General features: G+C 39.5%; 22 protein-coding genes, 1 tRNA gene, 1 riboswitch and 1 other annotated feature. Of the genes, 1 reads left to right on the top strand and 22 read right to left on the bottom strand.

Annotation, left to right across the window (positions count from 1 at the left end):
• Nucleotide 1: 1 nt before the first annotated feature.
• The 21 genes from metC to AAEM60_RS10580 form a co-directional block, all read right to left on the bottom strand.
• Nucleotides 2-1,186, bottom strand: coding sequence for a cystathionine beta-lyase (gene metC / locus AAEM60_RS10680; RefSeq protein WP_299741135.1), 1,185 nt, complete (start codon nucleotides 1,184-1,186; stop codon nucleotides 2-4).
• Entirely contained in the window at nucleotides 1,179-2,300 is a 1,122-nt protein-coding gene (locus AAEM60_RS10675; protein WP_299741133.1) for a methionine biosynthesis PLP-dependent protein, read from the bottom strand. Before AAEM60_RS10675 ends, metC begins: the two co-directional genes overlap by 8 nt.
• Nucleotides 2,301-2,395: 95 nt before the next feature.
• Nucleotides 2,396-2,505, bottom strand: a riboswitch (SAM riboswitch).
• Between the two features lie 220 nt (nucleotides 2,506-2,725).
• The gene (locus AAEM60_RS10670) at nucleotides 2,726-3,724 is read right to left on the bottom strand and encodes a tryptophan--tRNA ligase (RefSeq protein ID WP_299741131.1); all 999 of its coding nucleotides are present in this window, start codon (nucleotides 3,722-3,724) and stop codon (nucleotides 2,726-2,728) included.
• Between the two features lie 58 nt (nucleotides 3,725-3,782).
• Nucleotides 3,783-4,025, bottom strand: a binding site (T-box leader).
• A 65-nt stretch (nucleotides 4,026-4,090) separates the two neighbouring features.
• On the bottom strand, nucleotides 4,091-4,717 hold the full coding sequence (locus AAEM60_RS10665; protein ID WP_299741130.1) for a metal-dependent hydrolase: 627 nt from the start codon (nucleotides 4,715-4,717) through the stop codon (nucleotides 4,091-4,093).
• Between the two features lie 96 nt (nucleotides 4,718-4,813).
• Nucleotides 4,814-5,440, bottom strand: coding sequence for an NUDIX domain-containing protein (locus AAEM60_RS10660; RefSeq protein WP_299741129.1), 627 nt, complete (start codon nucleotides 5,438-5,440; stop codon nucleotides 4,814-4,816).
• Between the two features lie 13 nt (nucleotides 5,441-5,453).
• Nucleotides 5,454-6,110 (bottom strand): HAD hydrolase-like protein, encoded by a 657-nt coding sequence (locus AAEM60_RS10655; RefSeq protein WP_299741127.1) that lies wholly within the window; start codon nucleotides 6,108-6,110, stop codon nucleotides 5,454-5,456.
• Between the two features lie 256 nt (nucleotides 6,111-6,366).
• Nucleotides 6,367-6,546, bottom strand: a complete 180-nt coding sequence (locus tag AAEM60_RS10650) for a hypothetical protein (RefSeq protein ID WP_299741125.1) — start codon at nucleotides 6,544-6,546, stop codon at nucleotides 6,367-6,369.
• An 88-nt stretch (nucleotides 6,547-6,634) separates the two neighbouring features.
• Nucleotides 6,635-7,849 (bottom strand): cardiolipin synthase, encoded by a 1,215-nt coding sequence (gene cls, locus AAEM60_RS10645; RefSeq protein WP_341357888.1) that lies wholly within the window; start codon nucleotides 7,847-7,849, stop codon nucleotides 6,635-6,637.
• A gap of 150 nt (nucleotides 7,850-7,999) precedes the next feature.
• The gene (locus AAEM60_RS10640) at nucleotides 8,000-8,557 is read right to left on the bottom strand and encodes a VanZ family protein (protein WP_299741121.1); all 558 of its coding nucleotides are present in this window, start codon (nucleotides 8,555-8,557) and stop codon (nucleotides 8,000-8,002) included.
• Nucleotides 8,558-8,635: 78 nt separating this feature from the next.
• Nucleotides 8,636-9,109: an 8-oxo-dGTP diphosphatase gene (locus tag AAEM60_RS10635; RefSeq protein WP_299741119.1), complete on the bottom strand. Its 474-nt coding sequence runs from the start codon at nucleotides 9,107-9,109 to the stop codon at nucleotides 8,636-8,638.
• A gap of 7 nt (nucleotides 9,110-9,116) precedes the next feature.
• Nucleotides 9,117-11,003 carry a selenocysteine-specific translation elongation factor gene (gene selB, locus AAEM60_RS10630; RefSeq protein ID WP_341357887.1) on the bottom strand — a complete coding sequence of 629 codons (1,887 nt, stop codon included), beginning with the start codon at nucleotides 11,001-11,003 and terminating at the stop codon, nucleotides 9,117-9,119.
• Between the two features lie 401 nt (nucleotides 11,004-11,404).
• Nucleotides 11,405-12,001, bottom strand: a complete 597-nt coding sequence (locus AAEM60_RS10625; RefSeq protein WP_341357886.1) for an SCO family protein — start codon at nucleotides 11,999-12,001, stop codon at nucleotides 11,405-11,407.
• A gap of 82 nt (nucleotides 12,002-12,083) precedes the next feature.
• Nucleotides 12,084-12,905 (bottom strand): type II pantothenate kinase, encoded by an 822-nt coding sequence (gene coaW / locus AAEM60_RS10620; RefSeq protein WP_299741113.1) that lies wholly within the window; start codon nucleotides 12,903-12,905, stop codon nucleotides 12,084-12,086.
• Nucleotides 12,902-13,198 carry a hypothetical protein gene (locus AAEM60_RS10615; RefSeq protein WP_299741111.1) on the bottom strand — a complete coding sequence of 99 codons (297 nt, stop codon included), beginning with the start codon at nucleotides 13,196-13,198 and terminating at the stop codon, nucleotides 12,902-12,904. The genes coaW and AAEM60_RS10615 overlap by 4 nt, the downstream gene beginning before the upstream one ends.
• A gap of 113 nt (nucleotides 13,199-13,311) precedes the next feature.
• Nucleotides 13,312-14,472 (bottom strand): Ger(x)C family spore germination protein, encoded by a 1,161-nt coding sequence (locus AAEM60_RS10610; RefSeq protein ID WP_299741109.1) that lies wholly within the window; start codon nucleotides 14,470-14,472, stop codon nucleotides 13,312-13,314.
• A 6-nt stretch (nucleotides 14,473-14,478) separates the two neighbouring features.
• On the bottom strand, nucleotides 14,479-15,927 hold the full coding sequence (locus tag AAEM60_RS10605) for a spore germination protein (RefSeq protein WP_341357885.1): 1,449 nt from the start codon (nucleotides 15,925-15,927) through the stop codon (nucleotides 14,479-14,481).
• A 12-nt stretch (nucleotides 15,928-15,939) separates the two neighbouring features.
• Complete coding sequence (locus AAEM60_RS10600) at nucleotides 15,940-17,019, bottom strand: endospore germination permease (protein ID WP_299741105.1); 1,080 nt, start codon at nucleotides 17,017-17,019, stop codon at nucleotides 15,940-15,942.
• Between the two features lie 183 nt (nucleotides 17,020-17,202).
• Nucleotides 17,203-20,337 (bottom strand): SMC family ATPase, encoded by a 3,135-nt coding sequence (locus AAEM60_RS10595; RefSeq protein WP_341357884.1) that lies wholly within the window; start codon nucleotides 20,335-20,337, stop codon nucleotides 17,203-17,205.
• Entirely contained in the window at nucleotides 20,334-21,479 is a 1,146-nt protein-coding gene (locus AAEM60_RS10590; protein WP_299741297.1) for an exonuclease SbcCD subunit D, read from the bottom strand. Before AAEM60_RS10590 ends, AAEM60_RS10595 begins: the two co-directional genes overlap by 4 nt.
• 183 nt (nucleotides 21,480-21,662) lie before the next feature.
• Nucleotides 21,663-21,800: a YvrJ family protein gene (locus AAEM60_RS10585; RefSeq protein WP_299741101.1), complete on the bottom strand. Its 138-nt coding sequence runs from the start codon at nucleotides 21,798-21,800 to the stop codon at nucleotides 21,663-21,665.
• A 107-nt stretch (nucleotides 21,801-21,907) separates the two neighbouring features.
• A complete protein-coding gene (locus AAEM60_RS10580; RefSeq protein ID WP_341357883.1) occupies nucleotides 21,908-22,435 on the bottom strand; it encodes a hypothetical protein in 528 nt (175 codons plus the stop codon).
• Between the two features lie 302 nt (nucleotides 22,436-22,737).
• Between AAEM60_RS10580 and AAEM60_RS10575 the strand changes: the two genes are divergently transcribed.
• Nucleotides 22,738-22,834: transfer RNA gene (locus AAEM60_RS10575), tRNA-Sec, on the top strand.
• Between the two features lie 65 nt (nucleotides 22,835-22,899).
• On the opposite strand, the gene AAEM60_RS10570 is transcribed toward AAEM60_RS10575, so the two are convergent.
• Entirely contained in the window at nucleotides 22,900-24,225 is a 1,326-nt protein-coding gene (locus AAEM60_RS10570; RefSeq protein WP_299741097.1) for an ATP-binding protein, read from the bottom strand.
• Nucleotides 24,226-24,404: the final 179 nt, after the last annotated feature.

Genomic DNA, 24,404 nt, shown 5'->3' with positions numbered 1-24,404 from the left:
TTTATAAATTTATAACGTTGTTTCGGTTGGTCTTTTGTATACTATCTAAACCTTTTTGAAGATCGTTAATCAATTCATCCACGTTTTCAAGTCCTACTGATAATCGTAATAAACCATCAGTAATCCCTCTCCTTTCCCGTTCAGCTTTCGGCATAGAAGCATGTGACATCCTTGATGGATAGGATAGAATTGATTCAACAGCTCCTAAACTTACGGCGAATACGGGAATGTTTACATTTTGTATGAGTTGCTTCACTTCCTCTGCACCCTTTAACCGGAAGGAAAGAACCGCTCCAGGACCCTCTGCTTGTCGGACTTGAATTTCACGACCGGGATGATAGCTCAAGCCTGGATAATACACTTCTTCTACTTCCTTTCTCTTTTCTAAGAAGCTCGCAATCTTATAAGCCGATTCTGATGATTCCTTCAATCGTACATGCAGTGTTTTCAGCCCTCTTAAGAGCAGCCAGCAATCCTGGACACCGAGGACCGCACCGAAAGAATTCTGCAAGAAAGCAAGCTTCCTGGCAATCTCTTCATTTCCCGTTACCGCGAGCCCCGCCAAGACGTCACTATGTCCGGCAAGAAACTTAGTGGCACTGTGAAGAACAACATCAACACCTAAGCTGATCGGTCTTTGCAGCAGGGGAGTCATGAAGGTATTATCCAGAAACGTTAAACATCCATTCGCCTTGGCAAGCTTCACGACTCCTTCAATATCGGTGATGTTCAGAAGCGGATTGGAAGGTGTCTCCATATAAATCACTTTCGTATTGTGTTTAATTGAACAAGCCACTTCATGAAGATCCTTCATGTTCACAAATGAATATTCAATCCCAAATTTAGTGAGGACCTCTGTAATCATTCTGTATGTCCCACCGTACACTTCTTCTGATACTAGAACGTGGTCGCCACTCGATAATAATAAAAAGCTTGTGGAGATTGCCGCCATCCCTGATGAAAAGGCAAAGCCTCTTACTCCACCTTCCAATTCAGCTATCGTTTCTTCAACAGTTTCCCTCGTCGGATTTCCCGAACGGCTGTAGTCATATGTTCCATATTGATCAAAATCCTGTTGGTGAAAGGTTGTAGCATGATGTAACGGTGTAGAGACCGCTCCTGTTTCTTTATCAAATCCGTGAGAATGAATGAGTGACGTCTGAAGTGAAAATGGTTTTTTACTCATACGTAAGCACCTCTTTTTCCAATTGTTGAAATACATTCTCCAGGTCTTCAATCAGGTCATCAATAAATTCAATTCCTACAGAGAACCGCAGGAGCCTGTTGCAGATACCCAACCTATTTCTTTCTTCTTCGGGAATGTCTGCATGTGTTTGGGTTGCGGGGTAGGTGATAAAGCTTTCAACCCCTCCTAAACTTTCAGCAAACGTAATAACTTTTAAGTGTTTGAGAAAGGGATCCACCCATTCTTCCTTTGCGATTCGAAAGGAAAGCATGCCGCCTTTTCCCGGATATAAAACGTCCGTTACACATTCGTGCCCTTCAAGATATTTTGCTAGTTTTCTTGCGTTTTTTTCATGTTGAGCCATTCGGAGACTAAGGGTTTTCATCCCTCTTAATAAAAGCCAACAATCAAATGGTGAGAGAACCGCGCCGATGGAATTTTGAATGGTGCAGATTTTTTCCGCCAGCTCCTCTGTGTTTACAACCACAACACCTGCCAGCACGTCATTATGGCCCCCTAAGTATTTCGTGGCGCTGTGAATAACTATGTCTGCTCCTTCAGTGAGTGGCTTTTGAAGAACAGGTGTGTAGAAGGTATTATCGACAATTAAAAGCAACCCGTTACACTTTGCGATTCCAGCAACCTCAGAAATGCTTGCTTCATTCATTAATGGATTGGTTGGCGTTTCAAGAAAGATGGCCTTTGTTCTCTTAGAAATTTGTTCTTCTATGGAGCCGGCATCACTTGTATCGACGAAATGAAATTTGATACTATATTGTGCTTCATACTGTACGAATAAACGGTAGCTCCCGCCGTATAGGTCTTTCGAAACAATCAATTCATCCCCGCTGGAAAATAAGCTAAGGATTGCCTGAATCGCTGCCATCCCCGAGCTGAAGGCAAACCCTCTGTGCCCTTCTTCCAATTGAGTGAGGGTGTCTTCTAAGGTTGCGCGGGTTGGATTTCCTGTTCTTGTGTAATCATAGCCTGTCGATTGCCCAATCCCCTTATGTTCATAAGCAGTCGATAAATGAATGGGTAGGCTCACAGCACCCGTTGCAGGATCTTTCCGGTTTCCCGCCTGGACAAGCAAAGTATCAATATGTTTTTTCAATATTCTTCTCTCCTTTTCTTTCCCTGTAAACGAAAAGGGAAAAAACAAAAAAACCTTCTTAATGAAAATAAGAAGGTTTTGTACGTTCGTTCTCCCTCTTATCGTCCAAGTTGACATCAACTTGCTGGAATTAGCACCATACCTAAAACTGTGGCTGGTTGCTGAGGTGTCTTCGGGCCAGTCCCTCTACCTCTCTTGATAAGAAACTATATGATTTTGTGAAAAATAACTTTCCCATAACTTATAACAAAGAAGAACAAATGTCAATGAGAATTATGAATTATCCGAAAATGAAGCATACATAGTGACGCAACTTTTTGAGCCGTTTTTCGTCTGCTTCTATATTCTTGCAGAGGTCCGCACATTCCCTCCAATCAACTCCAGATGAATGGCTGAATTCAAAAAAATAGAGCGATTCATTTTATTTAATGAAAGATACCCATTTTCCTTTTAATTTCTTTCATAAATGGAATCGTCTTTTCTCTTGCTTTATCGGCTCCTTCTTTTAAAATGGCATCCAGCCTCTTGGGGTTGGCTATTAGTTCTTCATATTTGGATCGAGGTTCCTCGATAAATGAATTCATGACTTGGAATAGCTCTTTTTTCGCTTCTCCCCACCCTATTCCGCCTTGAAATCTCCTTCTCATTTCTTCAACTTGATCGGATGTTGCAAATTCCTTATAAAGCGAAAATATGACGGACGATTCAGGATCCTTAGGCTCCTCAGGGGGTGAAGAATCTGTTTTGATTTTATTGATTAGTTTTTGAAGCTTTTTTGATTCTTCAAATAATGGGATGGTATTGTTATAGCTTTTACTCATTTTTCGTCCATCAAGTCCCGGTAGAACAGATGTTTCTTCCTGTATCACATAATCGGGAAGAACAAATGTTTCGCCATATTGCTTATTAAAGTTTTCTGCAATGTCCCTTGCAATTTCGACATGCTGAATTTGATCTTTACCGACAGGAACCAGTTCCGTTTGGAATAGAAGGATATCCGCCGCCATCAATATCGGGTAGGTGAATAAGCCCATGTTGACCCCTGCATCTACTTCTCTGCCCCTTTTTTGATTATCTTCAACTACTGATTTATATGCATGGGCCCGGTTCATTAATCCTTTCGGTGCAAAGCAAGCGAGGATCCAGCTTAATTCAAAAATCTCAGGTACATCAGATTGACGGTAAAAAATCGCTCGATCAGGATCCAACCCTAATGCTAACCAAGCTGCCGCCACTCCATAAGATAGTTCTTTCATTTCATGCTGATCATGTATCTTCGTTAACCCATGATAATCCGCAACAAAATAAGCGGTGTTGTAGGATTGATTCTCTGCCAATCGTAATGCCGGTTTAATGGCGCCAATATAATTCCCTAAATGAATCCTGCCTGTTGGTTTGATACCAGTCAGAACTTGTTTTTTCATAACAATCCCCCCGTCTAAAATAATAAAACCAAACACAAAAAGGGCTTCTCATCCCCTAAAAAAGGACGAGAAACCCGTGGTGCCACCTTCATTCGCTTACACTTTAGTAAACGCACTCATATGTACAGAAGTCGCCTTCGATACATCGTCTCTTTTATCGGTGAGACCCTCCGCCATAACCTACTTCATTTCAGCCTGGATGCTCAAAAGCCCATTCAACGATTTCACCATACTGATTCTCACCATCCATCAGCTCTCTGAAATGTTTCGTTCGTCTACTCTTCTTCCTCATCGCATTTAACTATTTTAGTGTTTCCATTATTTTAATGTATCAGGAAATAATGGTCAAGTAGGCGAAAACACATTTTAGATTTCTTTAGATGAAAGAGGAAGGAAAAGTTTTATGCCTCTCTTATTAAAAGGGAGAAATTTCATATCCGCGATCAGATGACTTGCATATCCGATTACACACGCTTCAAAAACTCCATCAATCATTATTGATGACTCCAGATAATGGGCAATCATGCCATAATATACAATTCCAAGAACAGAGTGAGTATAACTGCGATGTGAAACGAATGAGGCAACGAAAATATAAATGCCCAACAACCATAACCACGTTTCATTCAACTGCCAACCGCATGCTGTCACACCGATGCCGGTAATCATCAGCATCCTTCTCTGGGTAATGAAACTCGAGAGAATCATCATTCCTGCACCATATCCAATCCCGAGCCATTGTTCTTTCCCAATTCCTTCAAGATAGCTGTACACCATCATTAAAAAACCAATGATTTGTGCCACTGCTCTGATCATTTTGGGTGAAAAAGTAACCTTGTTACTAAGCTTTCCGTCAATATCCATATCAGGCATGAGTCCGGATACCCCGCCTATTGCCACAAGTGTGGCGGTTATGTCAGGACCAGATCCAAATGAGTTCGCCACAATAAATCCCGTTGCTGCTCCAATAGCCATATGTGCTGTGCCGTTCAAGTGTGTCCTCCTACTTTCGTATCTCATTATGTATGTACCAGATTACTATGATAGCCTTTATTATCCATATTGACTATGGGAAGTACGAATTAATTTCTAAAGATGAGCCGATATGCGCGCAATTATTTCAAGAAGGTAGGACCTTTCATGAGGAACATAGTGATGGTAACTCACCCTTTGCTTAATGAAGTCCGTTTTTCCTGTTTCATTAATATGAAATCCTTCTACTTCTATTTCCGCTTTCGTTTGTTGAACGAGGGCTTTAAAGTCTTGAAGAGTCGTACGGAAAATACCGGACACTTCTTCTAACTGAAGTTGAAACTCGTCATATGCAACCGGCTTGGAATACAGGAATACGTGAGTTAGTTCCCGATCGATCATATCCCGTTGATCTAATTCCCCTTTTACAATTCCTAATGATTGCAGTTCATCTATCTTAATAAGAAGTCCAAGCTCTTCATGAACTTCTCTTACGCCGTCTTCAATCTTCTCTTCTGACAAGATATGTCCAGCGGCGGTAATATCAAGCAAGCCAGGGAAATCCTTTTTCTTATCACTTCTCAGTTGGAAGTAAATATAGGTCTCTCCACTACTCTCATCATAATGCGCAAGCCAACAGTGAAAAGTTTCATGCCAATATCCCTTTAAATGAACCTCGGAACGACTTGCTACTCCAATCCTATTACCGTATTCATCAAAGACGGCTAGTTGTTCTTCCTCCACCCGTATCCCTCCTTTATTTCATTTCCTCCAGATAATCTTTAACCTCCAAGAGATCTTCAACCACAATATCCGCTTCACGCAATTCATTTTCCTGAGAAAAATCAAAAGCACAACCTATCGAAAGAAAGTGATTTGCCTCTGCTCCTTTGAAGTCAGACAATCTATCACCAATCACAATCCCATGTGTAAGATTATGATCCTCTTTGATTTTTCGAATCAACTCCCCTTTGTCATCTGAATGTATTTCCTGAATGCTGTAGCACTCTAAAATCCATTGATCCAAATGAAAGTACTCCACGACCGTCTTTAAATAATGAGGATAGCCGTTGCTTGCCACAAAGATCGGAAAACCTCTCCCTGATAAGTAAGCTAATATTTCCTCCGTATGTGGATAGAGAGATCCATTTCCCTTCTGAATATTTTCAATCAGTTTTTCATGAAATAGATCATTCACTTTCCCATGTATATGTAAGGGATGATGAGGTAAAAGTGTTTTCCACACAACAGAAAGAGGGACACCCATAATTTCTCTGTATATTTCAAGAGGTGTATCCTCTTTCCACGTTCCTTCATCTCTTAGTCGTTGAAACGTATCATGAAGTGAAGCTTCAAGAATACGATCCGTTTGAAATAACGTTCCATCCATGTCAAAAATCATTGCAGCTTTCATCTATATTCTCCTTTATTGCCCTTCGTACATTTATATGTTCGACGATTTAAGCTTAAATTACAATCTTGCTTACATGAAATAACCTTCTACAATCATATCAAATCTACGGTCGAAAGAAAGCAGCTACGTTTAGATGAACAACTTCTTACTGAGTATAGCTGTCCATTTGTGACCACCAATCTTTTTTAACAAAAAAACACACAAGAACGCTTCTCTCGTGTGTTAAGTCCTTAAATCGGTGTATAACTTGCTTTCTTTAAGATGCATTTGGAAGATAAAAGAGGACCGTCAACATCATGCCGATAACAGAAAAGATCACGATACTAACTGCTACAGACTTATGAGACTTTGACACATGTTTCTTCTTTAACACGTTAATAAACTTAAAAGCCAATAACGAAAGAATGAACAAAGATACAAACAAGAGCTCGCTCATGGACAATCCCTTTCTTCAGTAAGGTGTATTCTTTTTAAGATATGAAATCACTTTACCATATTTTCTTATTCAGTAAAAATATTTATTCTTAGAAATAAAAATATATCCAATCAGGCGTTTTGCGAAGCGCTTTTTCCCAGGCAGGGAGTTCATTAAAAGCCTTCATGGTCAGCTTTTTACTATGCTTAATGTCATTATGGATGAGTGATTCTAATTCGGCGGCAACTTTTGCATCGCTTATGATGCAGTTGCTTTCATCATTTAAGTAGAAGCTGCGTGGATCCCAATTGGCTGTACCTATATCAGCCCATTTATGATCGATGACCAGCACTTTACCGTGGAAAAATCCTTTTTCATATAAATAGAGATCCACTCCGCTCTCTAACAAAGTTTTCTCTATCCTGTAACTTGGCGGCTTCGTAAACCATGCATCTGTATTGTCCGGGATGAGTATTTTCACTTTTACCCCACGCTTCACTGCTTTCTTTAAAGCTGATACCAGTTTCCCATTTGGTAAAAAGTATGGCGTTGTAATTGTGATACTCTCTTCCGAACTGTTAATCCAGTTTACTGTCTTATCTACAATACTGTCTCCTGTAGAAAACAAGAAATGAACGTTGCTCCCCTCATTTTCACTTGAAGTACGAGTAGGATGCACGCTCTCCATACTTTCTGCTCCATCCTCGACCCAGTCCCTTTTAAACTGCTGTGCCACCTCTTTTCCTGCCTCACCCTCCAACCGTATGTGATAGTCCCTCCAGTACCCAAGCTTCGGGTCTTTCCCTAAATATTCATCCCCCATATTGAAGCCTCCAATATAGGCAATTCTTTGATCAATGGAAACGAGCCTGCGATGGTTCCGATGATGAAGGGAATAGAAAATGTTCTTCAGGGATAGAGACCTGCTTTTGACAATTTTCACCCCTCCTTCTCCCATCCTATTTATACTTTCCTTCTTAATGTCTGAACCAAGGAAGTCGACAGACAATCGAACATCTATACCTTCCTTAGCCTTTTCAATCAGCAAATCAAAAAACTCGTTGGAAATCTGATCATCCCTGATAATAAAAAAATGAATCCAAACCAGCTCATCTGCTGTTTTAATATCCGCAAACAATTTTTTATATAAGTCCTTCCCTGTATTATAGACGTTGATTTCAGCTTTACGAGAAAGGGTTTCCGTCATTGGGTGAGTTCTCGCATAGTTTTTTACACCTTGTTTCACATCCCAGTGCATGATGAGAAACAAAATCACGATGAATGCAGCCGTTATCAGGATTCCTTTAAGTCCTTTTTTCAGCAAGAGAACTCACCTCCTTTTTATGTAGTGTTAGCTTTTGTTTAAGGAGAAGGACTATACATTTCCATTCAAAATATATCAAAGTTCCAGGCATCTTTTGTTCCTATTTTACAATTTACCGAAAAAAAGAGCATTAACATAACGTTAATACTCTCAGTTGATTTTTTTATTGATTCTCAACAGATTATAGATTAAGCGTGCGAACACAAAAAGGAGGCCACCAATAAATGAACCCAATGTATTCATTATCCAATCATCAATATCCGTTGCTCTTCCTAATGGAAGATAGTATTGAGCAAACTCTATTCCAAAGGAGAAAAGTGCTCCGATAAATGTCACCATCAGAATAATCTGCTTTGACTGCCTCATCCACCAAGCAATAAAAAAGGCTAATGGAATGAACAATAATATATTGGCCATCAAGTTTCGAATGGGCACATCTAAATGATTCCGGTAAATTAAATTCAACTTCAAATTAGAAAATGGATCAAAATTCACAGATCCCTCTGAAACATTTCCACCCGTCAATGGGGTCATTGTGATTAAACAGATTGCTCCAATCGTTATACACGTAAACAGAACAGGCAGTAAATTCATCCATCTGCCCTTCCCCTTTCTCTTCTTCCAAAAGGAGACCGCAAAGATAAGGGAAATCGTCACAACCACAATAATTGGAAGAACCCAACCAAATGCGCTCCATAATTCTTTCATGATTCCTTTTCCTACTTTCCTCTAGGCTACAACGATGATTTAGTTTATTTACGATGATATATGTTTGAAAGAGAAGCATTATGACAACTGGCGAATCGTCACCTCAGCAGTCTCTTTATCGATTCCATTCCAGGAGGTGTGGATTTCAAAAGTTCCTTCTTCAAAAAACAAAGGGAATTTTCGTTTAAAAAAGGGCTGCATCGGTAAATTTAAGGCTGCTGACTTTAAGACCCAAACCAATTCACCTTCAGGAGGGTTTTCAAGGAGCTCACCTGTGGTTTCATAGGCAAGGTAATTATACACGATATATCGAAATCCCTTTCCAGGTACAACGTATTCATCTAACCCTTTATACCTTAATTTTTCCACCTGTAAACCTGTCTCTTCTCTTACCTCTCGGATTGCACCTGCTGCCGGGCTTTCGGGGAAGTCAATTTTACCTCCCGGGGCAATATAACCGGGATAATCTTTCCGCTCCGGCCTATTTAATAACAGCACTTTGTCCCCACGCTGTATCATTACTAACGAATACATCACTGTATCTACTTTCATTCATTCCTCATTCCTTCATACTTGTTCCAATCCACTTACGATGCCCCTGAATCCTTAAAGTCAGACCATCCTTATCCAGCTTTTCTAGAAACGGTATCATATATTTTCTGGATAATCCCAGAGCAGCTTTGGCATCAGCTATATCGAATGTTTCGCCGGTCTTTTCTTTTAAGCCTTCAACAGCTTTCATAAAAACTTGATAAGAATAGGCTTTTTTATTATCCAATTGCACGATTTTCTTTTCCTGGATAAAAAAGTGATAAAAATCAGACTGCCATTTTTGAGGAATACCTACTTGATGAAAATACTCTTCCATGTCTTTTACGTGTGTCCCATCAGCCTCTAATAAGATAATGAGCTGTTTGCATCGTTTCTCCCATTCAGTAGGTAAGTGAGGAATGAATCCCTCTAAACAAAGAAAGCCACTGTTTCGCTTCCAATGTTTTTGTTCAATCACATAGTCCACTAAATCTCCTGTGTACCTTTTTAAAGTTTGTTTCAACTCACCACTATTGATCCCTCGCAATAACGGAAACTCCTCGTGAAACTCTCGAAGAATCTGTTCGATCGATTTCACACATTCTTCAACTATTTTCATATGAGAGATCTTGGATTCTGAAAGTACAACCCATTGATCATCACCCTGTAGCAAATCATGCAGTTCTCTATGCGATAAAGAGGCTTCACTTAAGATGAAATCTTCATCTACACATTTATATTGTTCAAGTAGCCTTAGAACTCTTTCCTGAGGCGTCCCGTGCCGTTCAGACTGAAGAAGGGCCATCGTTTCCTCTCCGAACTTGTATTTCCCACCATTCGGCTGAATAATCCAGCCTCCTCCGATGGTTTCCATTGGAGAGGGTCTTCTTAGTATAAAACGATCGCCTCTTTTGACAACAATCGATTCATCAAGCCGGATCTGGCATAAAATAAGCTCGGTTTCCGACTCCACTTTATTTCGATCAAAAAATACGAGCTTCCCCATCACTTCGGAAGTTCCTACATGGAGCACAACAGGCATTCTTTGTTTTATAGGATGGTTTACTGCATGTATTACTTCGAGACACACATCAATCGTGTTGGTCACGGTAAGATGAGTGGATGTGACGAGTACATTTCCTCTTTTCAATTCTTTGTAGTCCACTCCAGAAAGGTTTATCGCTGCACGTTGACCGGCAAAAGCACGACTCTCTTTCCTATGATGGGCTTGAATTTGTTTCGCTTTTGTATGTATTCCTTGAGGTAATATGATTATTTCCTCTCCAGTGTCCAAGGTTCCTTCAAAAACGGTCCCTCTTACGACTGTCCCTTGACCCTTTAAAGTAAAAACTTGATCAATCGGTAAACGAAAATCGCCTCTGATACTTCTTGAAGCCATGCCTCTTAATGTAGTAATGATTTTCTGTTTTAACTCTTCGACACCCTCCCCTGAAATACTATCTGCCACCAAGACACTGGCCCTTTCAAATACCGTTCCTTTCAACTCATCTATCACTTCTTCAAGAGCAATATCCCGTAGTTCTTCATCAACTTTCGAAATTTTCGTCAGCACGACAATACCGTGAGTAACTCCTAGTAACGACAGGATATCAAGATGTTCCTTCGTTTGCGGCATCACACCTTCGTCTGCAGCTACCACTAACACAACGAGATCGATCCCGGCCACACCTGCGATCATCTGGCGAATAAACCGCTCATGACCAGGAACATCCACTACGGAAATCTCCATTTCTTCATCATTATATAATGGGGCAAACCCGGGTTCAATCGAGATGCTGCGATCCTTTTCCTCCTTTAATCGATCAGTATCAACAGAAGTAAGGGCTTTTGTGAGAGTGGTTTTTCCATGATCAATATGTCCGGCCATTCCAATCGTATAATATTGTTTCCCCATCCTCTCACCTTCCCTTTACCTTTTCTTTTGGAAGCGGAAAAATAGGACGCCTGCCATTATGGCAAAACAAATGGCGAATAGGATTCCCTTCCATACATCTCCATCTGAAATAGATTTCAATACCCATAATAATATAAATAAAGTTATGGCTATATCAATCATCAACATACCTTTTGAGTTTCGAATGTTAATTCACCTGCTACCCTCTAATTTAGTTGCGCTACTTTCACTTTATCATAATCCCGGTTTACCGTTCCATTAGGTATAAACCTTGGCATACAATATTCCCAATCATAGCGGTTCCCCTTTTTATCATTATAATCCTTAAAACCCTGATTTTGGAATGGATTTCAATAATAAAAAAGAGAATCACCTGACATTCTGTGATTCTCCTTCCTAGTCTATTTCGATCCTTCTTTAATCAATGTTTTCATATCTTGGACAATTTCATCGTATGGGACATCACTATTGCCACTATACGTTTTTACTACAGTACCTTTTTGATTCACCAAGTAGAAGCTGGTACCATGAATCATCTGATCGGAATTAGGATCGTCGGCTACGATCGAGCGGAAGGAATGTTCGGCCAAATTCTTTACCTCGTCAAATTCATAGCCTGTAAGCAGTTCCCATTTACTCGTGTCTGCTTCAAAGTTTGAAATATATTCTTTTAATGCGTCCGGTGTATCATTTTCAGGATCTACGCTGAAGGAGACGATTTTGTATTCCTCTACTCCTTCTTCTTTCAGCTTTTCTTGAAGCTTCGTTAAATTAAATGTCATAGGTGGACAAACTGTTTCACAATTAGTGAATATGAAATCTGCGATCCAGACTTGTCCTTTCAAATCATTCAAACCGACTTCTTGATTATTTTGATTGGTATAAGAAAATTCTTTCACTTCATAATCTGTTTCTGCTTGAAAGTCACTATTACTGCAACCTGCAAGGAGAATACCGATGATGGTCATCACCACAATGAATGGTTTGGTTTTTGACATCTTTATCTCCTCCGACTTTATCTATCTCTCCCATTCTATGTTAGTAAAAAGAGGATAAAAAAACAATCAGCAGAGGCAATATTCATTGTCTATTTTGTGAAAGCTCTGCTTCCCTTCCAATATCAAACGCTCCCAGACTTCCAGCGTATGCACCTTTCTCTGGAAAAATAGGGGTGTAGGATAACATATCTTGAAATTGTGTAAGGTCCTCTTTTAAAGCAGGATTTGATTTCAACGTACTTCCAATAAATACGAAATGCTCTAACTTAAGAACTTGAGATGCTTGAGATGTAAGCAGAATAATGGTTTCTGCTATCATATTTGTTAGAGCCCGCAGTTTGTCTGCTTTCTTAGAAGATGCATCCCCTTTAGCAAAATTTGCAGCTGTCAAATGTTCAGGAACTGGAGAATTCATTGCCTCATAAACGTCTCTTACTGTTAAATCAACTTGCTCTCGTTTGCCTACTTTTGATAACCGTACCAGCTCGTAATAGTCAGACTCTCCAGTTAGCAGACCTCCCAATCCCATAAAGGTTCCGCCACCTAACCCACTACCGAGTAATCTCTCACATCCGTTTTCATCAACCTTAAAAATAGACGTCCCTGTACCTATATTTATGAGGATGAACTGTTTCAGGTCACTATTTTCCTCTTTAAGGAGCAGTTTAGCTCCACTGCAAACTGCTTCGAATTCACCAACAATATGTGCATGTGGAAAGATCTCTCCCCACTTCTCTGCTTTTCCTCCCGTAATGAAGAGTTTATGATTTTGGGCCAAGAGTGTAAGCCACTGCTGCACATTCTCTTGCTGCTCACTGGTAAATGTTTTAAAATGCATTCTGCCAGTTTCTTCATACACGATCTTGGTTAACGTGCCGCCAGCATCTACCCCGACTACACTCATTCTTCCCGTTCCTCCATTTTTTTCTTGGAAAATAAATAGTGCAGCGTAAATCCATGAACGACCATTATCGTAAGGAAAGCAAGAAAATAATAGAAAACACCTATGACCCCATCTGAAGTATCCTCTGTTATGAGCCACCATACGGATGCAAAGAGAAGAAAAAGAAATTGAAGTGCGACTCCCTCCAAGAATGGTTTTTTATAGGTATTAAAATCCAAAAGCCTTTTCCAGCTCCATCCAATCGCCACTACGGCAGATACTAACAATAGTAATATGTAGATACTTATTTTCATCAGTGATGCCTCCATTCAAATTCATACTATTTCCATGTTATTCAAATGACCTGGAAAATGAAAGAGAAAAAGGGAAAAACACCAATTTATTTTGGTGTTTTTCTACACTGATCCTATTCCATGCTTTTGTGATCGTAACGATAGGCGTTGAAATGTGTAATATCCACTTTTACTTTCACTTCGTCTAATGAATGGTCTGTTAAATAGAATGAAGGCTGTTCTTCAAGCTTTCTAAACTTTAGTGGATGGTATCTATACCATTTTTCACCTACATTCAGTAAATCCACTTGCTTTTCCAACCCAATATTATACACTTTTTTAATTTCATTTTCCAAAGACTTTTCCAATGTACTTTTCACATCTTTATATGGAGAATCCACTAATTTTTCAATTAGCTCAGCTTTCACGCTGACTTCAAGTGAAAAGGTGGAGAAATCACCTCTTTCTTCCTTGTACTTTATTTTAGGCTCTTTCGTCAATAGTTTAAATGTAGATACCAATTCATCATCAATATATAGAGGATAATCGATTTGATTCTTTTTGGTAAGCAACCAATCAACGATGATGGAGGGTTTAGAAGGGAGGTCTCCTTTGAATTGTGATTGTTGAAACAGACTATAACCGCTCAGATAAAGTACAGGGTATGGTTGATCGGTTTGCCAGGATTTTTTATCGATACTGATATTTGGGATGAACGCTGTCCCCATCGGTTCATAGTACTCCCGAAGAAAATGCATTAAACTTGTTGCACTAATATCATCTTGTAAAGCCTCTACGGTTTCTTCTGTCAAAAGGACTGTATAAACGGGAGGATATTGAAATAAACCATTCAACTTAAAGATTTCCTCCATGCTCTCGTCAGTTGTAAACAATAGAAGATTGGGCCTTAATGATCGATTTCTGCCCACATCCTCCAGAACTTCTTTGAATTTAAACTTGATCAAATTTTTTGAGACGACGAGAGTTTTTGTATGTCCAAAAAACAATGACGGCCTCGATGCTTTATATAGGTTTCTTACAGCCATATTCAGGGTTTTACCGGAAGCAGAACCGACAAAAGTCGGAACAGGCTCTGTCGGCTTACTCCCCTCCTGCTTGGCTACATTGGCAAAATTCAAGCCTTGAAGATATGCAGTATATAACTCGTTCTCTTCATTATAATCCAATCCGATCGAGACGATATAAGTTAGGTCCTGAATGTTTTTTGACCCCGTGCATCCTGTTAATAAAAGTGCTGCAGCAACTAAGATGAGCTTACTTATCATATTGATCATAATGATCTATCCCTTCCTTGTATCATCATCCGGGCTCGTTGTAGGGGTGCGCTTCTTATAAAACTGAATAGGCAACCGGAAAAATGACCGAATGAATTCATTCCAACTGATTGGAGCTACAGAACCAAGGAATGGAGTACCATAGGAAGATTTCGTCGCTAAATAGAGAACCGTCAGAATAAAGCTCATCACAACACCGAATAATCCAAAAAAAGTGCTAATGAGCAATACAATGAACCTTAATATCGTTGTTCCATATTTCAATGTTTGATTGACGAGTGTAAACGACGAAATATATGTAATGGCACCAATGACAAGCATGGTTGGCGATGTCAACCCGGCACGTATGGCGGCATCTCCCACAATCAGCCCCCCAAGTACAGAAACCGTCTGTCCAATTGCCCTGGGTAGCCTGACACCCGCTTCATTAAAAAACTCAAACAAAAATAGGACGATAAACATCTCAACAGGAGCGGAAAGGGGCAAGCCGAACCTGGACATGGAAATCGTAGCCACGAGCAGATAGGGAATTTGTTCAATATTATAAGCCGAAAATGCCACCCATAATCCTGGTAAATAAGCTGAAATCAAGATCCCGGCTACTCGCAGGATCCTTTCCAAAGATACATATACGTAATTGATACTAGAGTCTTCTGGTGATTTCGTTTGTAACAGAAGATTTATTGGCGCAATTGAAACAGTTGGGTACCCATCCACCAAGAGGGCAAATCTTCCCTGAACTAATGAATCAATGATAAAATCGGGGCGACCTGTATAATCGAAATTAGTGAAAATTGAATTAGGGTTGTCATCCAGCATTGATTCCAGCTGTTGATTGCTGGTTAGAACATCTATATCCACTTTTTCTAACCTGGTATATAGCTCATTGAGAATACGCTCATCGATTACATCACTCAGGTACATGATGGCGATTTCTGTATGACTGCGGGTCCCTATCTTATATTTTTCCACGGAGAGCGTTGGAGTGAAAAGCCTTCTCCTAATTAAAGATATATTTGTATTTAAGTCTTCAACAAATCCATCTTTTGGCCCGCGGATGGATGTTTCAAGCGATGATTCTTCCGGCAGCCGTTTAGGAAAATTGCCTGCATGTAAGGAGATAATTTTTTCATCGATGAAAAACAAAATATACCCATTGAATAGAGCAGTAGAGAGCTTATCCAGGGACTTTCCCGTTTCATCTACTGCTTGGAAATTCCCCTCCATCTTTTTTGCATAGGACTTTTCAGGAGACTCTTCTAATTTTGGGAGAATGAATTGATCGAGATAATGTCGATCGACCAAACTCTCAAAATACACCAGGGTGACGACTTCATCGTGAAAAAAATGTTCTCGAATAAGTAAATCATGACTCTTTGAAAATAATTGCGTTAACACTTTCAAAGTGTCCTCTTTTTCTTCCACTATCCGCTTTTCTTTCGAAGACTTCTTCATTTTGAACATCCTTTACTTTATAAATCGGAGGATCACTGCTGACGTAATAATTTGTACGATGAAAAGGACAACGGTTGCAGGGAAAAAGTAGATATATAAGAACTTATAAAAAAAATAAGAATCAACATCAATGAAAATAAGTACTAACAGCACTAGAAAAATTGGCACCAACACTTTTAGTGACATTCGATAACGAGCCTTCTTTTTCGTAAAAAACACGGCTAGCAGAAACATGAATAAACTAATCCTGATAAGTGCCCCACATAACCACTGATAGAGAGCAAAGAAATCTAAATGGGTAATAAATTCCCCAATGGCTAATATTCTCCATTGTTCATAAGCTGGATATCTCATATTCGCTGATTCTACATGTCCAAATTCCATGATAGAAGCGGTTAATGGCCCGAACATCAAGCCCATAAGTATTAGCCCAAGAACGATTAAATGATGAAATTTAATCTTCCCTTCACTATAAGGCTGTATTAATACAATCAAATATAATTCAAGTAAACCAGATAATACATAAATCATTCCTTTTAAGACAGGCTCATATCCTTGACTGAAAATTGGCAATAATAAACTGGGATCTTTCATATTTGTGTTTGTAAAAGCAATGAAAAAACCAAATAACATAACTAATGGCAATAATATCCCACTCGCGATGGCCATATGTTTGATCCCTGACCAACTGATTAAGAAGCAAATAATGTAGATGCTTCCTACCACTAATAATGATGGAACATCTGCTAAAAAATATGCGCTTAACCATATTATTAAGTCAACAAAGGTTATATATGCACCTGATAACAAAAATAAACATATAGGTAGTGAGAATAGGAAAACAAGCCATTTGTTCCACTTTTGATTAAGTAGATGATAGAACCCTTCCGGTGGAGAATTCTTTACTATGTAATAAATGAGGAATGTGACGATAAAAAATATTGGATAGGTTAAGATAATACTGATCCATCCATCTCGTCCGGCTGCTTTTAGGATACTTGGTATAAGCATGACATGATTTAATAAACCGGTTGAAAGGATGAGCAATAATATAAGCTGTCGAGGAATTAAAATAGGACGAATGCTTTTCATAGTTTATCTCCAAAGTTAGGTAGTTTTATCTCTATTTATGTCCTACATATAAGAAATCAAACCTCCTTTCCCAATTAAGGATAGAGTACGACCGTTTCTTTTCCTTATAGAAATAAAAAGGTCAAAGAGCTATTCTCTTTGACCTTTTTAAATGAATTGTGATGATCCAAAGTGCTAATAGGACTATGCAAGAAATTGAAATTCTGTCCTGCTTCCGCTTTGAGAGGATATGACTTCTAATCGTGCGTCGATTCTCTCTTTTAACTCTGGAACATGTGAAATTAACCCTACAAGTCGGCCACTGCTTTGAATATCCATCAATGCTTCAATTGCATGGTCCAGAGATTCTGGATCCAGCGTTCCAAATCCTTCATCGATAAACATCGTTTCAAGTGAGACGCCACCTGCGTACTGCTGAACGACATCAGCAAGTCCGAGGGCCAATGCCAACGATGCTTTGAAACTCTCCCCTCCGGATAACGTTTTAACGTGTCGTTCCTGACCCGTGTATTGATCAAATATGAGAAGCTCTAAACCGCTCTGGACGTTTCCTTTGCTTTTATCTGTTTTTCGAATCAGCTGATACCTCCCCGACGTCATTTTGATTAATCGTTCATTTGCCACTTGAAGAATATCTTCAAGGAATGATGCCAGCACATATCTTTCAAATGTAATTCGATTTGCATTTTGACCACGGGCCACTTCTGCCAGATGTCCCACCATTTGATATCTGGATTCTAAATGCTTTATGCCGTCGTTTATGCTTGTCACCCGTGAAAGGATAAGCTTATTCTCTTTCGTATTTGTCATGATTTTATTAAGTTCATCATTTACAAGTCTAAGTTCACCGGTAACCCGTGATATGTTATCTTCAATGCTTTTCACATCAGGCTTATGTTTATCCTCTAAGTGCTTATCGATGTCATTAAGACGATCGGAAACGGAACGCAAGTCTTCACCATATTTCTTGATCTTCTCTTGAAGACCCAACACTTCTGCTTCAGACTTTTTCGCTTCCTGAAATGCTTTATAGTGGGGAAAACCCTGTTCTGTAAGAAGCTTAAGGAATGCTTCACGTTCTGTTTTCATCTCGGCATCTACTTTTTGTATCTGCGTATCTTTGTCACCCACTTGTGAATCTTTTACGCTGTACATGTTCTCAAGCTCATAGTATTGCTTCTGGGCGCGCTCGTATGCCGTCTTCAACTCTTCTTTTCTTTGCTTCTGCTCCTTTAACACTTTGTTAAATTGATCTTTTGATCTGAGCTCATAAGGAATAGCTTCCTTCACCTTTTGAAGGGTAGTATCCTTCGTAAGGAACAGAGTATTCAACTCCTGTAGCTTGTCTAGATTTTTCAACCTTGAGCCGTCCAGTTCTTCTAGCTTTTCCCTTCCTTTTCTTACTTCCTCCCTCATTACCTTTGCTTGTTCGACTTCCCTTTTCTTTTCCGCCATTTTACGTTTTAAGGCTTCAATCTCTGAAGTCATTTGAGAAAGAGTATCATCTATTTCTTCCCGCTTAAAGTCGCTTTTCTTTTCACGAATGTTCCGAACGATATCGTCTATCTGATCCTGAATACCCTGCATTTTGGTTTCCTCTTGAACGATTGCGAGGCCCATCCTTTTCTCTTCCTGGTTGAGTTCCTCCTGCTTTTCCTTCGCCGCTTTCAAATCTTCCTGAGAAGGTAATGACTCGACCCTGGCGGCTGGATGTGGATGATACTCTGAGCCACAAACGGGGCAAGGAGCGTGATCAACCAGGCCTTTTGCAAGGTGTGCAGCTTGAGCAGAGTGCCACTTTTCTTCTAAATGGGCCAGAGTTTCAGACGCATCCAAACTTTGTTTCTGAAGGTGACGATACTGTTCTTTTAATTTTTGCTCTTGCTTATGGACAAGTTGAAATTTTTGATCTATCCTCTCTATCTCATTTACCTGTTCTAAAAAAGCTTGATTCTCTTGCAAAGATTTTTCTAATTGAAATAAATCTGCTTGACCATTTTCCGCTTCTTCAAGTCGTTTCTCCCGGGATTTTATGCCTTCTTGTAAAAATGATATCTGCTCTGTCTGTTTTTTGACAATGTCTTGCTGCTGTTCATATCTTTCTTTCATTTCTTTGGTATCTTCCATCAACACATCCAAAGAATCTATATCTTTTTCCATTTCTTCGAGTTGAGTGATTTTCTTTGAAACGGCGTCCCTGAGATTTTCGTTATTCTTTTCTTCTTTTAGTGTTTCTTTAGCTGCTATAAGCTTTTCCAAGATTGCATTCTTTTCCTCCGTAAGGTGAGCCAATTGACCCTTCAGTTCCTTCAAGTTTCGATTGAGTTTATGGCAATACTCATCTTGTGGAACTAAACGGGAGGCTCGCTGGGCTAATAAAATGTCTCGATCGATTGATTCAATTTCAGGCTTTAATTTTAAAAGGGATTCTTTCTGAACTCTTAGTTTTTCTTGAAGCTCGTACTGATCGGCCAATCCTTCTGCCTCTTGAAGCTGTTTCTGAAGGGCATCTCTTCTTTCCTGCACACTTTCATAGGTAAGCTGCAATTCTTTCTCCCTTATTTCCATGCTCTCTATATGAGCAGGAAGAAGTTGAAGAATACGGTGGTCATTCAATGGATTTTCCAATAGTAGTGATTGAAGCTCTTCATTTTCTTCAAAATGAATTCTAAGTAATTCCCTTGTTCGTTCTTCAATAGAGGTTTCTACTGACTTTTTTAAGTCGTCTGCCTCAGATTTCAGTTTTTCCTGGATGGTCTTATAGAGCTCTGTATGAAATAGGCGTTGCAGGATAAGCTCCTTATCTTTACTGTCTGAAGTTAAGAGCTTTCGAAACTCCCCTTGAGGAATCATAAGAATCTGTCTGAATTGATTGGCATCCAGTTGAATCAACTCTTTGATCTTCTCATCCACGTCTCTGACGTTAGCCCCCAGCAGCTGTTCTTTCCCATCTTCATCGTATACGTATAATTCGGATCGGGCATTGATGGTTGTGTAGCCTTCTCCTCTTGCTTTCTTTTTATCCTGCTGAGGGGAGCGCCAAATACGATACAATCTGCCTCTTAAACTGAATGTAAGCTCTACCTCCGTAATAACATCATTACTAGCAAATTGACTTCTCAGTTCAGTCGGACTGCGATCTTCACCACTTGCCTTTCCGTAGATGGAATAGGATATTCCATCAAAGATAGTCGTTTTGCCTGATCCTGTCTTACCTGATATCACGAACATTGTGCGGTTCCCCAACGAACGAAAATCAATCGTTTCTCTTCCTGCATAGGGTCCGAAGGCTTGCATCACTAATTGAAGAGGCTTCATGCTTGATCGACCTCCTTTCTCGATTTTTCAATAACGTTTTGCAGGACTTGTTCCTTTTCATCGGTAAATTCACCTGTCGTCATATCACCGTAGAATTCTTTAAACAAGTCAAGCTCCGACCTTTTCTTATCCTCTAGTACGCGGAACGTATTTTTCTTTTTTGCATCGGTGAGATCCAATTTTCTCTCCAAATGAAGGACATTCGGATAAATTTGGCGCAGTTGGTTGATGGGATCGATTAACGTTCCTTCATCATGTAACATAATCTTTAAATAGTCATCCACTTTCTGGGATTGATAGAATTGGGGATCCAGAAGTTCTTCCATAAGACCCTCGAGTTCTCTCATATCTTGTTTCGGTTGAAGCACTTTTTCCCGTAAATGGAAGGACCCGTCCCCTTCTATTTCTACTATGCTCACTGATTTTCGCTGATTCGCTTCAGAAAAAGAGTACTTTAATAGAGATCCTGAATAACGAATCGTTTCATGCTTAATAGCATCTGGACTATGAAGGTGCCCCAAGGCTGTGTAATGAAAAGACTTAAACACATCGGCACCTACACAGCCGGATCCTCCAACAGAAAGAGTGCGCTCTGAATCTGTGGTTTTACCCCCCAGTACAAATGCATGGCCCACAAAGACATGTGGTTCATTCGGATCCATGGTTTCTTCAATCCGTTTCACAATCGCTTCCATTGCAGCGTGATGAGAATTGATTGAATCGTCTTCAAGGACTTGTCTGACATTACCAGGCTCAGCATAGGGAACGCAGTGGAAATTAACCCCATTAATCGTGATTGGAGTAAAATCCTTTGTCAGCTTCCCTTTCAAGTAAAAGTGACTATGCTTGTACCATGATGACCCAAATGATAATCGTTCTGCACTATCGTGATTGCCCGAAACAGCTACTATAGGTGTGTTTAACTCTACATTAATCCGGAATAAAACCTCATCCAATAACTCTACAGCTTCAGTAGGAGGAACGGAACGGTCATAAAGATCACCTGCAATCACGACTGCATCGGGCTCCTCCTCTTTCACGAGCTCTATCAATTGCTCTAATATATAGCGTTGTTCTTCTGTCATATAAATGCCATGAACCAGTTTACCTAAGTGCCAATCGGCGGTATGAATGAATTTCACTGCTGTTGTCTCCTCTCCGGTCATTGCGTTTCTCCCTAAATTATATCAAACTAAGAAGTTATAGGTGAAAAGAAATGTCACCTAATAGAACGATTGTTCCTATATCACTTTAATTATTATTGAACGTCGATAATTAGAAAGGAAAAGGAGGCCCCTCATATGAAATGAGGGGCCTCCTTTCTATTATTCTTTTAACTGCTGAGGTAGTGTTTGTATCGACGTTATCACGGCCTCCAGCTTCGTCTCAATACGATATAGGAGATACATCGTGACAACAATCGGAAAGCCTACTTCAGAAACGAATGAAATAATAGTTTCCACCCTTTTCCCTCCTCTCATCTTTTATATAGGTAAAATGAGAGATAAAGGAGACTATATAAAAAGAAAAAGCGAATCCATTATTTTCATGGAATCGCTTTTTAAATTTATCATCCGTTTAAATCACTTATTAAGCTTGAGCTTACTAAACCTGCTTCATCAAGAATTTCTTTGATTTGGTTTTCTGCTTCATTTAATTTCTCATTAGCTGCCGCTAAATCTGTTTCGCCCTTTTTAGAGAGAGCTTCAGCTTTCATATCAAATGATTCTTTCAGAGTGGATTTGAATGATTCCACCGCTTCTTTTTGATCATCAAGACCTTCAGGGATCTCCATGCCTTCTACTGCTTTCGCAGATTCTGTTGCTGATGCTGCAGCGGCTTCCTTCATTTTTTCCAACTCTTCTCCTGCAGGAGGCGCTTCCCCTGCCATTGCTTCTTCATAACCATTAAGATCAATATCAACACCATTGACGGTTGTTGTTAAATTCAAATAAAAATCCATTAAATCTCCAGCAACATTTGTGTTCTCTTCCGTTGCATTTGATGTTTCATCTTTTTTAGCTTCGTCAGTACCTGAATCAGAACACCCAACTAAAGCTAAGGATAGACCCAGACCTAAAAACCATACTTTTTTCATACTTGTTTTCCCCTCTCTGTCTCAATCAACATGTTCAAGTATAGAAGGTAAGCAATTCCTTTAGGAAATCGCTTTCTTCAATTTATGATAAGCCGGCAAAAAGTATCTTATCACGGGGAGAATCGACTGGTAAAGAAGAATTTTCTAATTTCTCCAAAGTTTAAATCTTATAAATATTTAAAATATAAAGCCTATTTTCTATCTGATTATCACACTTTACTCACGGGTCAATGGTACGATTATCTTCTAAACCATTTGAACAAATTTTTCTTCCATGGTATAACTTATCTATACGTAATTCCGGGGCTGATTGTTGAGCTGGTGCTTGCCTAGGTCTTCAAAACCTCCTGGGAGGCGCGTGCCGTCTCCGCTGGGTTCGATTCCCAGGCAGTCCCGCCACTTTAAATTTTTTATATCCTTACACATGAAAGAGCCCTAATGTTCATTCCATAAGGGCTCTTATTTCATTGGTTTTGTAAGGTTTCCCTCCTTCTTCTCTCTGAAGCTTGAACTGAATCAAACATGATATGGAAGGTGGTCCCTTCTCCCTGCTCGCTCTGCACCCTGATATCCGCTCCATGATCACGAAGAATTCTCAGACATATGGTGAGCCCTAAGCCCGTGCCTTTTGTCTTCGTTGTGAAGAAAGGCTCCCCGAGTTTATCCAGCGTTTCTTTTTTCATTCCTACCCCCTCATCTTTAAAGGTTAATTGAACCTTGTTATGAGAGGACAAGTCTGCCCTTATCGTAATCGTTCCTCCATGTGGCATTGCTTCTATGGCGTTTTTAAGTAAGTTAATAAATACTTGTTTTAACTGATTTTCATCTCCACGTATATGAAGCTCCCTTTCATGAAAATCGGTCTGGATTTCAATATTATATAATATGGCATTCGTATTTAACAATTTCGCGACATGATCGAGGGTCTCAATAATATTAATTCGTTTGTATGTAACAGATTGCGGCTTTGCGAGTATCAATAACTCACTCAGCACAAGTTCAATCCTCTTAATTTCAGAAAAGACAATCCCTAAGTATTCCTTCGTCTTCTCATCTGCATCATCTCTTAATAACTGCAGAAAGCCGTTAATCGACGTTAGGGGATTTCGAACCTCATGTGCAATCCCGGCTGCTAATTGCCCTGCCACAGATAGTTTTTGAGATTCGATGGCTAACGTTTCATTCATTTCGATCAATTCTTCTTCATTATGTACTCTTTCGGTAATGTCTGATATGGTTCCTACCGTACCAAGAAGCTCACCATTTACGTTATAATTTAACTTAACATTCACTTCACCCCAACGAAACTGACCCTCCCTCTTTTGATAAGAGAAGTCCATTTTCATTTTCTCCTTTTTCAAGCTTATACTTTGTCTCACCATTCTAAGAATTTCATGACGTTCATGAAGAGATATAAAATGAAGTGCATTCTTATGTAAACTTTCTTTAACCGTATAACCCGTATAGTCTTCCCAGGATTGATTCAGAAATTGAAACTCTCCTTTGGAATTGGTATGAAAGACAACTTCATCGATACTCTGAAGTACATGCTGCATTTCTTCATTGAGACGCTTTACTCTCTCTTCACTCTTTCGTAAGGCAGCTAATGTTTTATGGCTGGTGTCATGATTTTTCCCCATATAGTAGCTGATAAAGAGAATCAATAGAGTGAACACCAAATCCACCTTCAAATCCACTGGATAATGCAGAACAAAGTAATAAATAAAATCCCATGTTAAGACTAGTAAAAGTCCAAACAGCACTGATACTATTCTCCCCCTATATTTCATCCTATGAGCCCCCCTATCCATCCAAACGTAAGAATCGAAATAGAAAGAATTTTCGCGATATTTGTTATTTATTAGTATATCATTTGTAATTGAGAACAGTATAGACTTCTTTTGTAAAAACAGCGATATTCTTGTCACAAGCTTTTCCCTTGTCTATAATGAATACGATACAATCGCTT

Source organism: Rossellomorea sp. y25 (assembly GCF_038049935.1).
GTDB lineage: Bacteria > Bacillota > Bacilli > Bacillales > Bacillaceae_B > Rossellomorea.
Note: the sequence above shows the minus strand (reverse complement) of the source record. Positions and strands in the feature narration are given on the sequence as shown.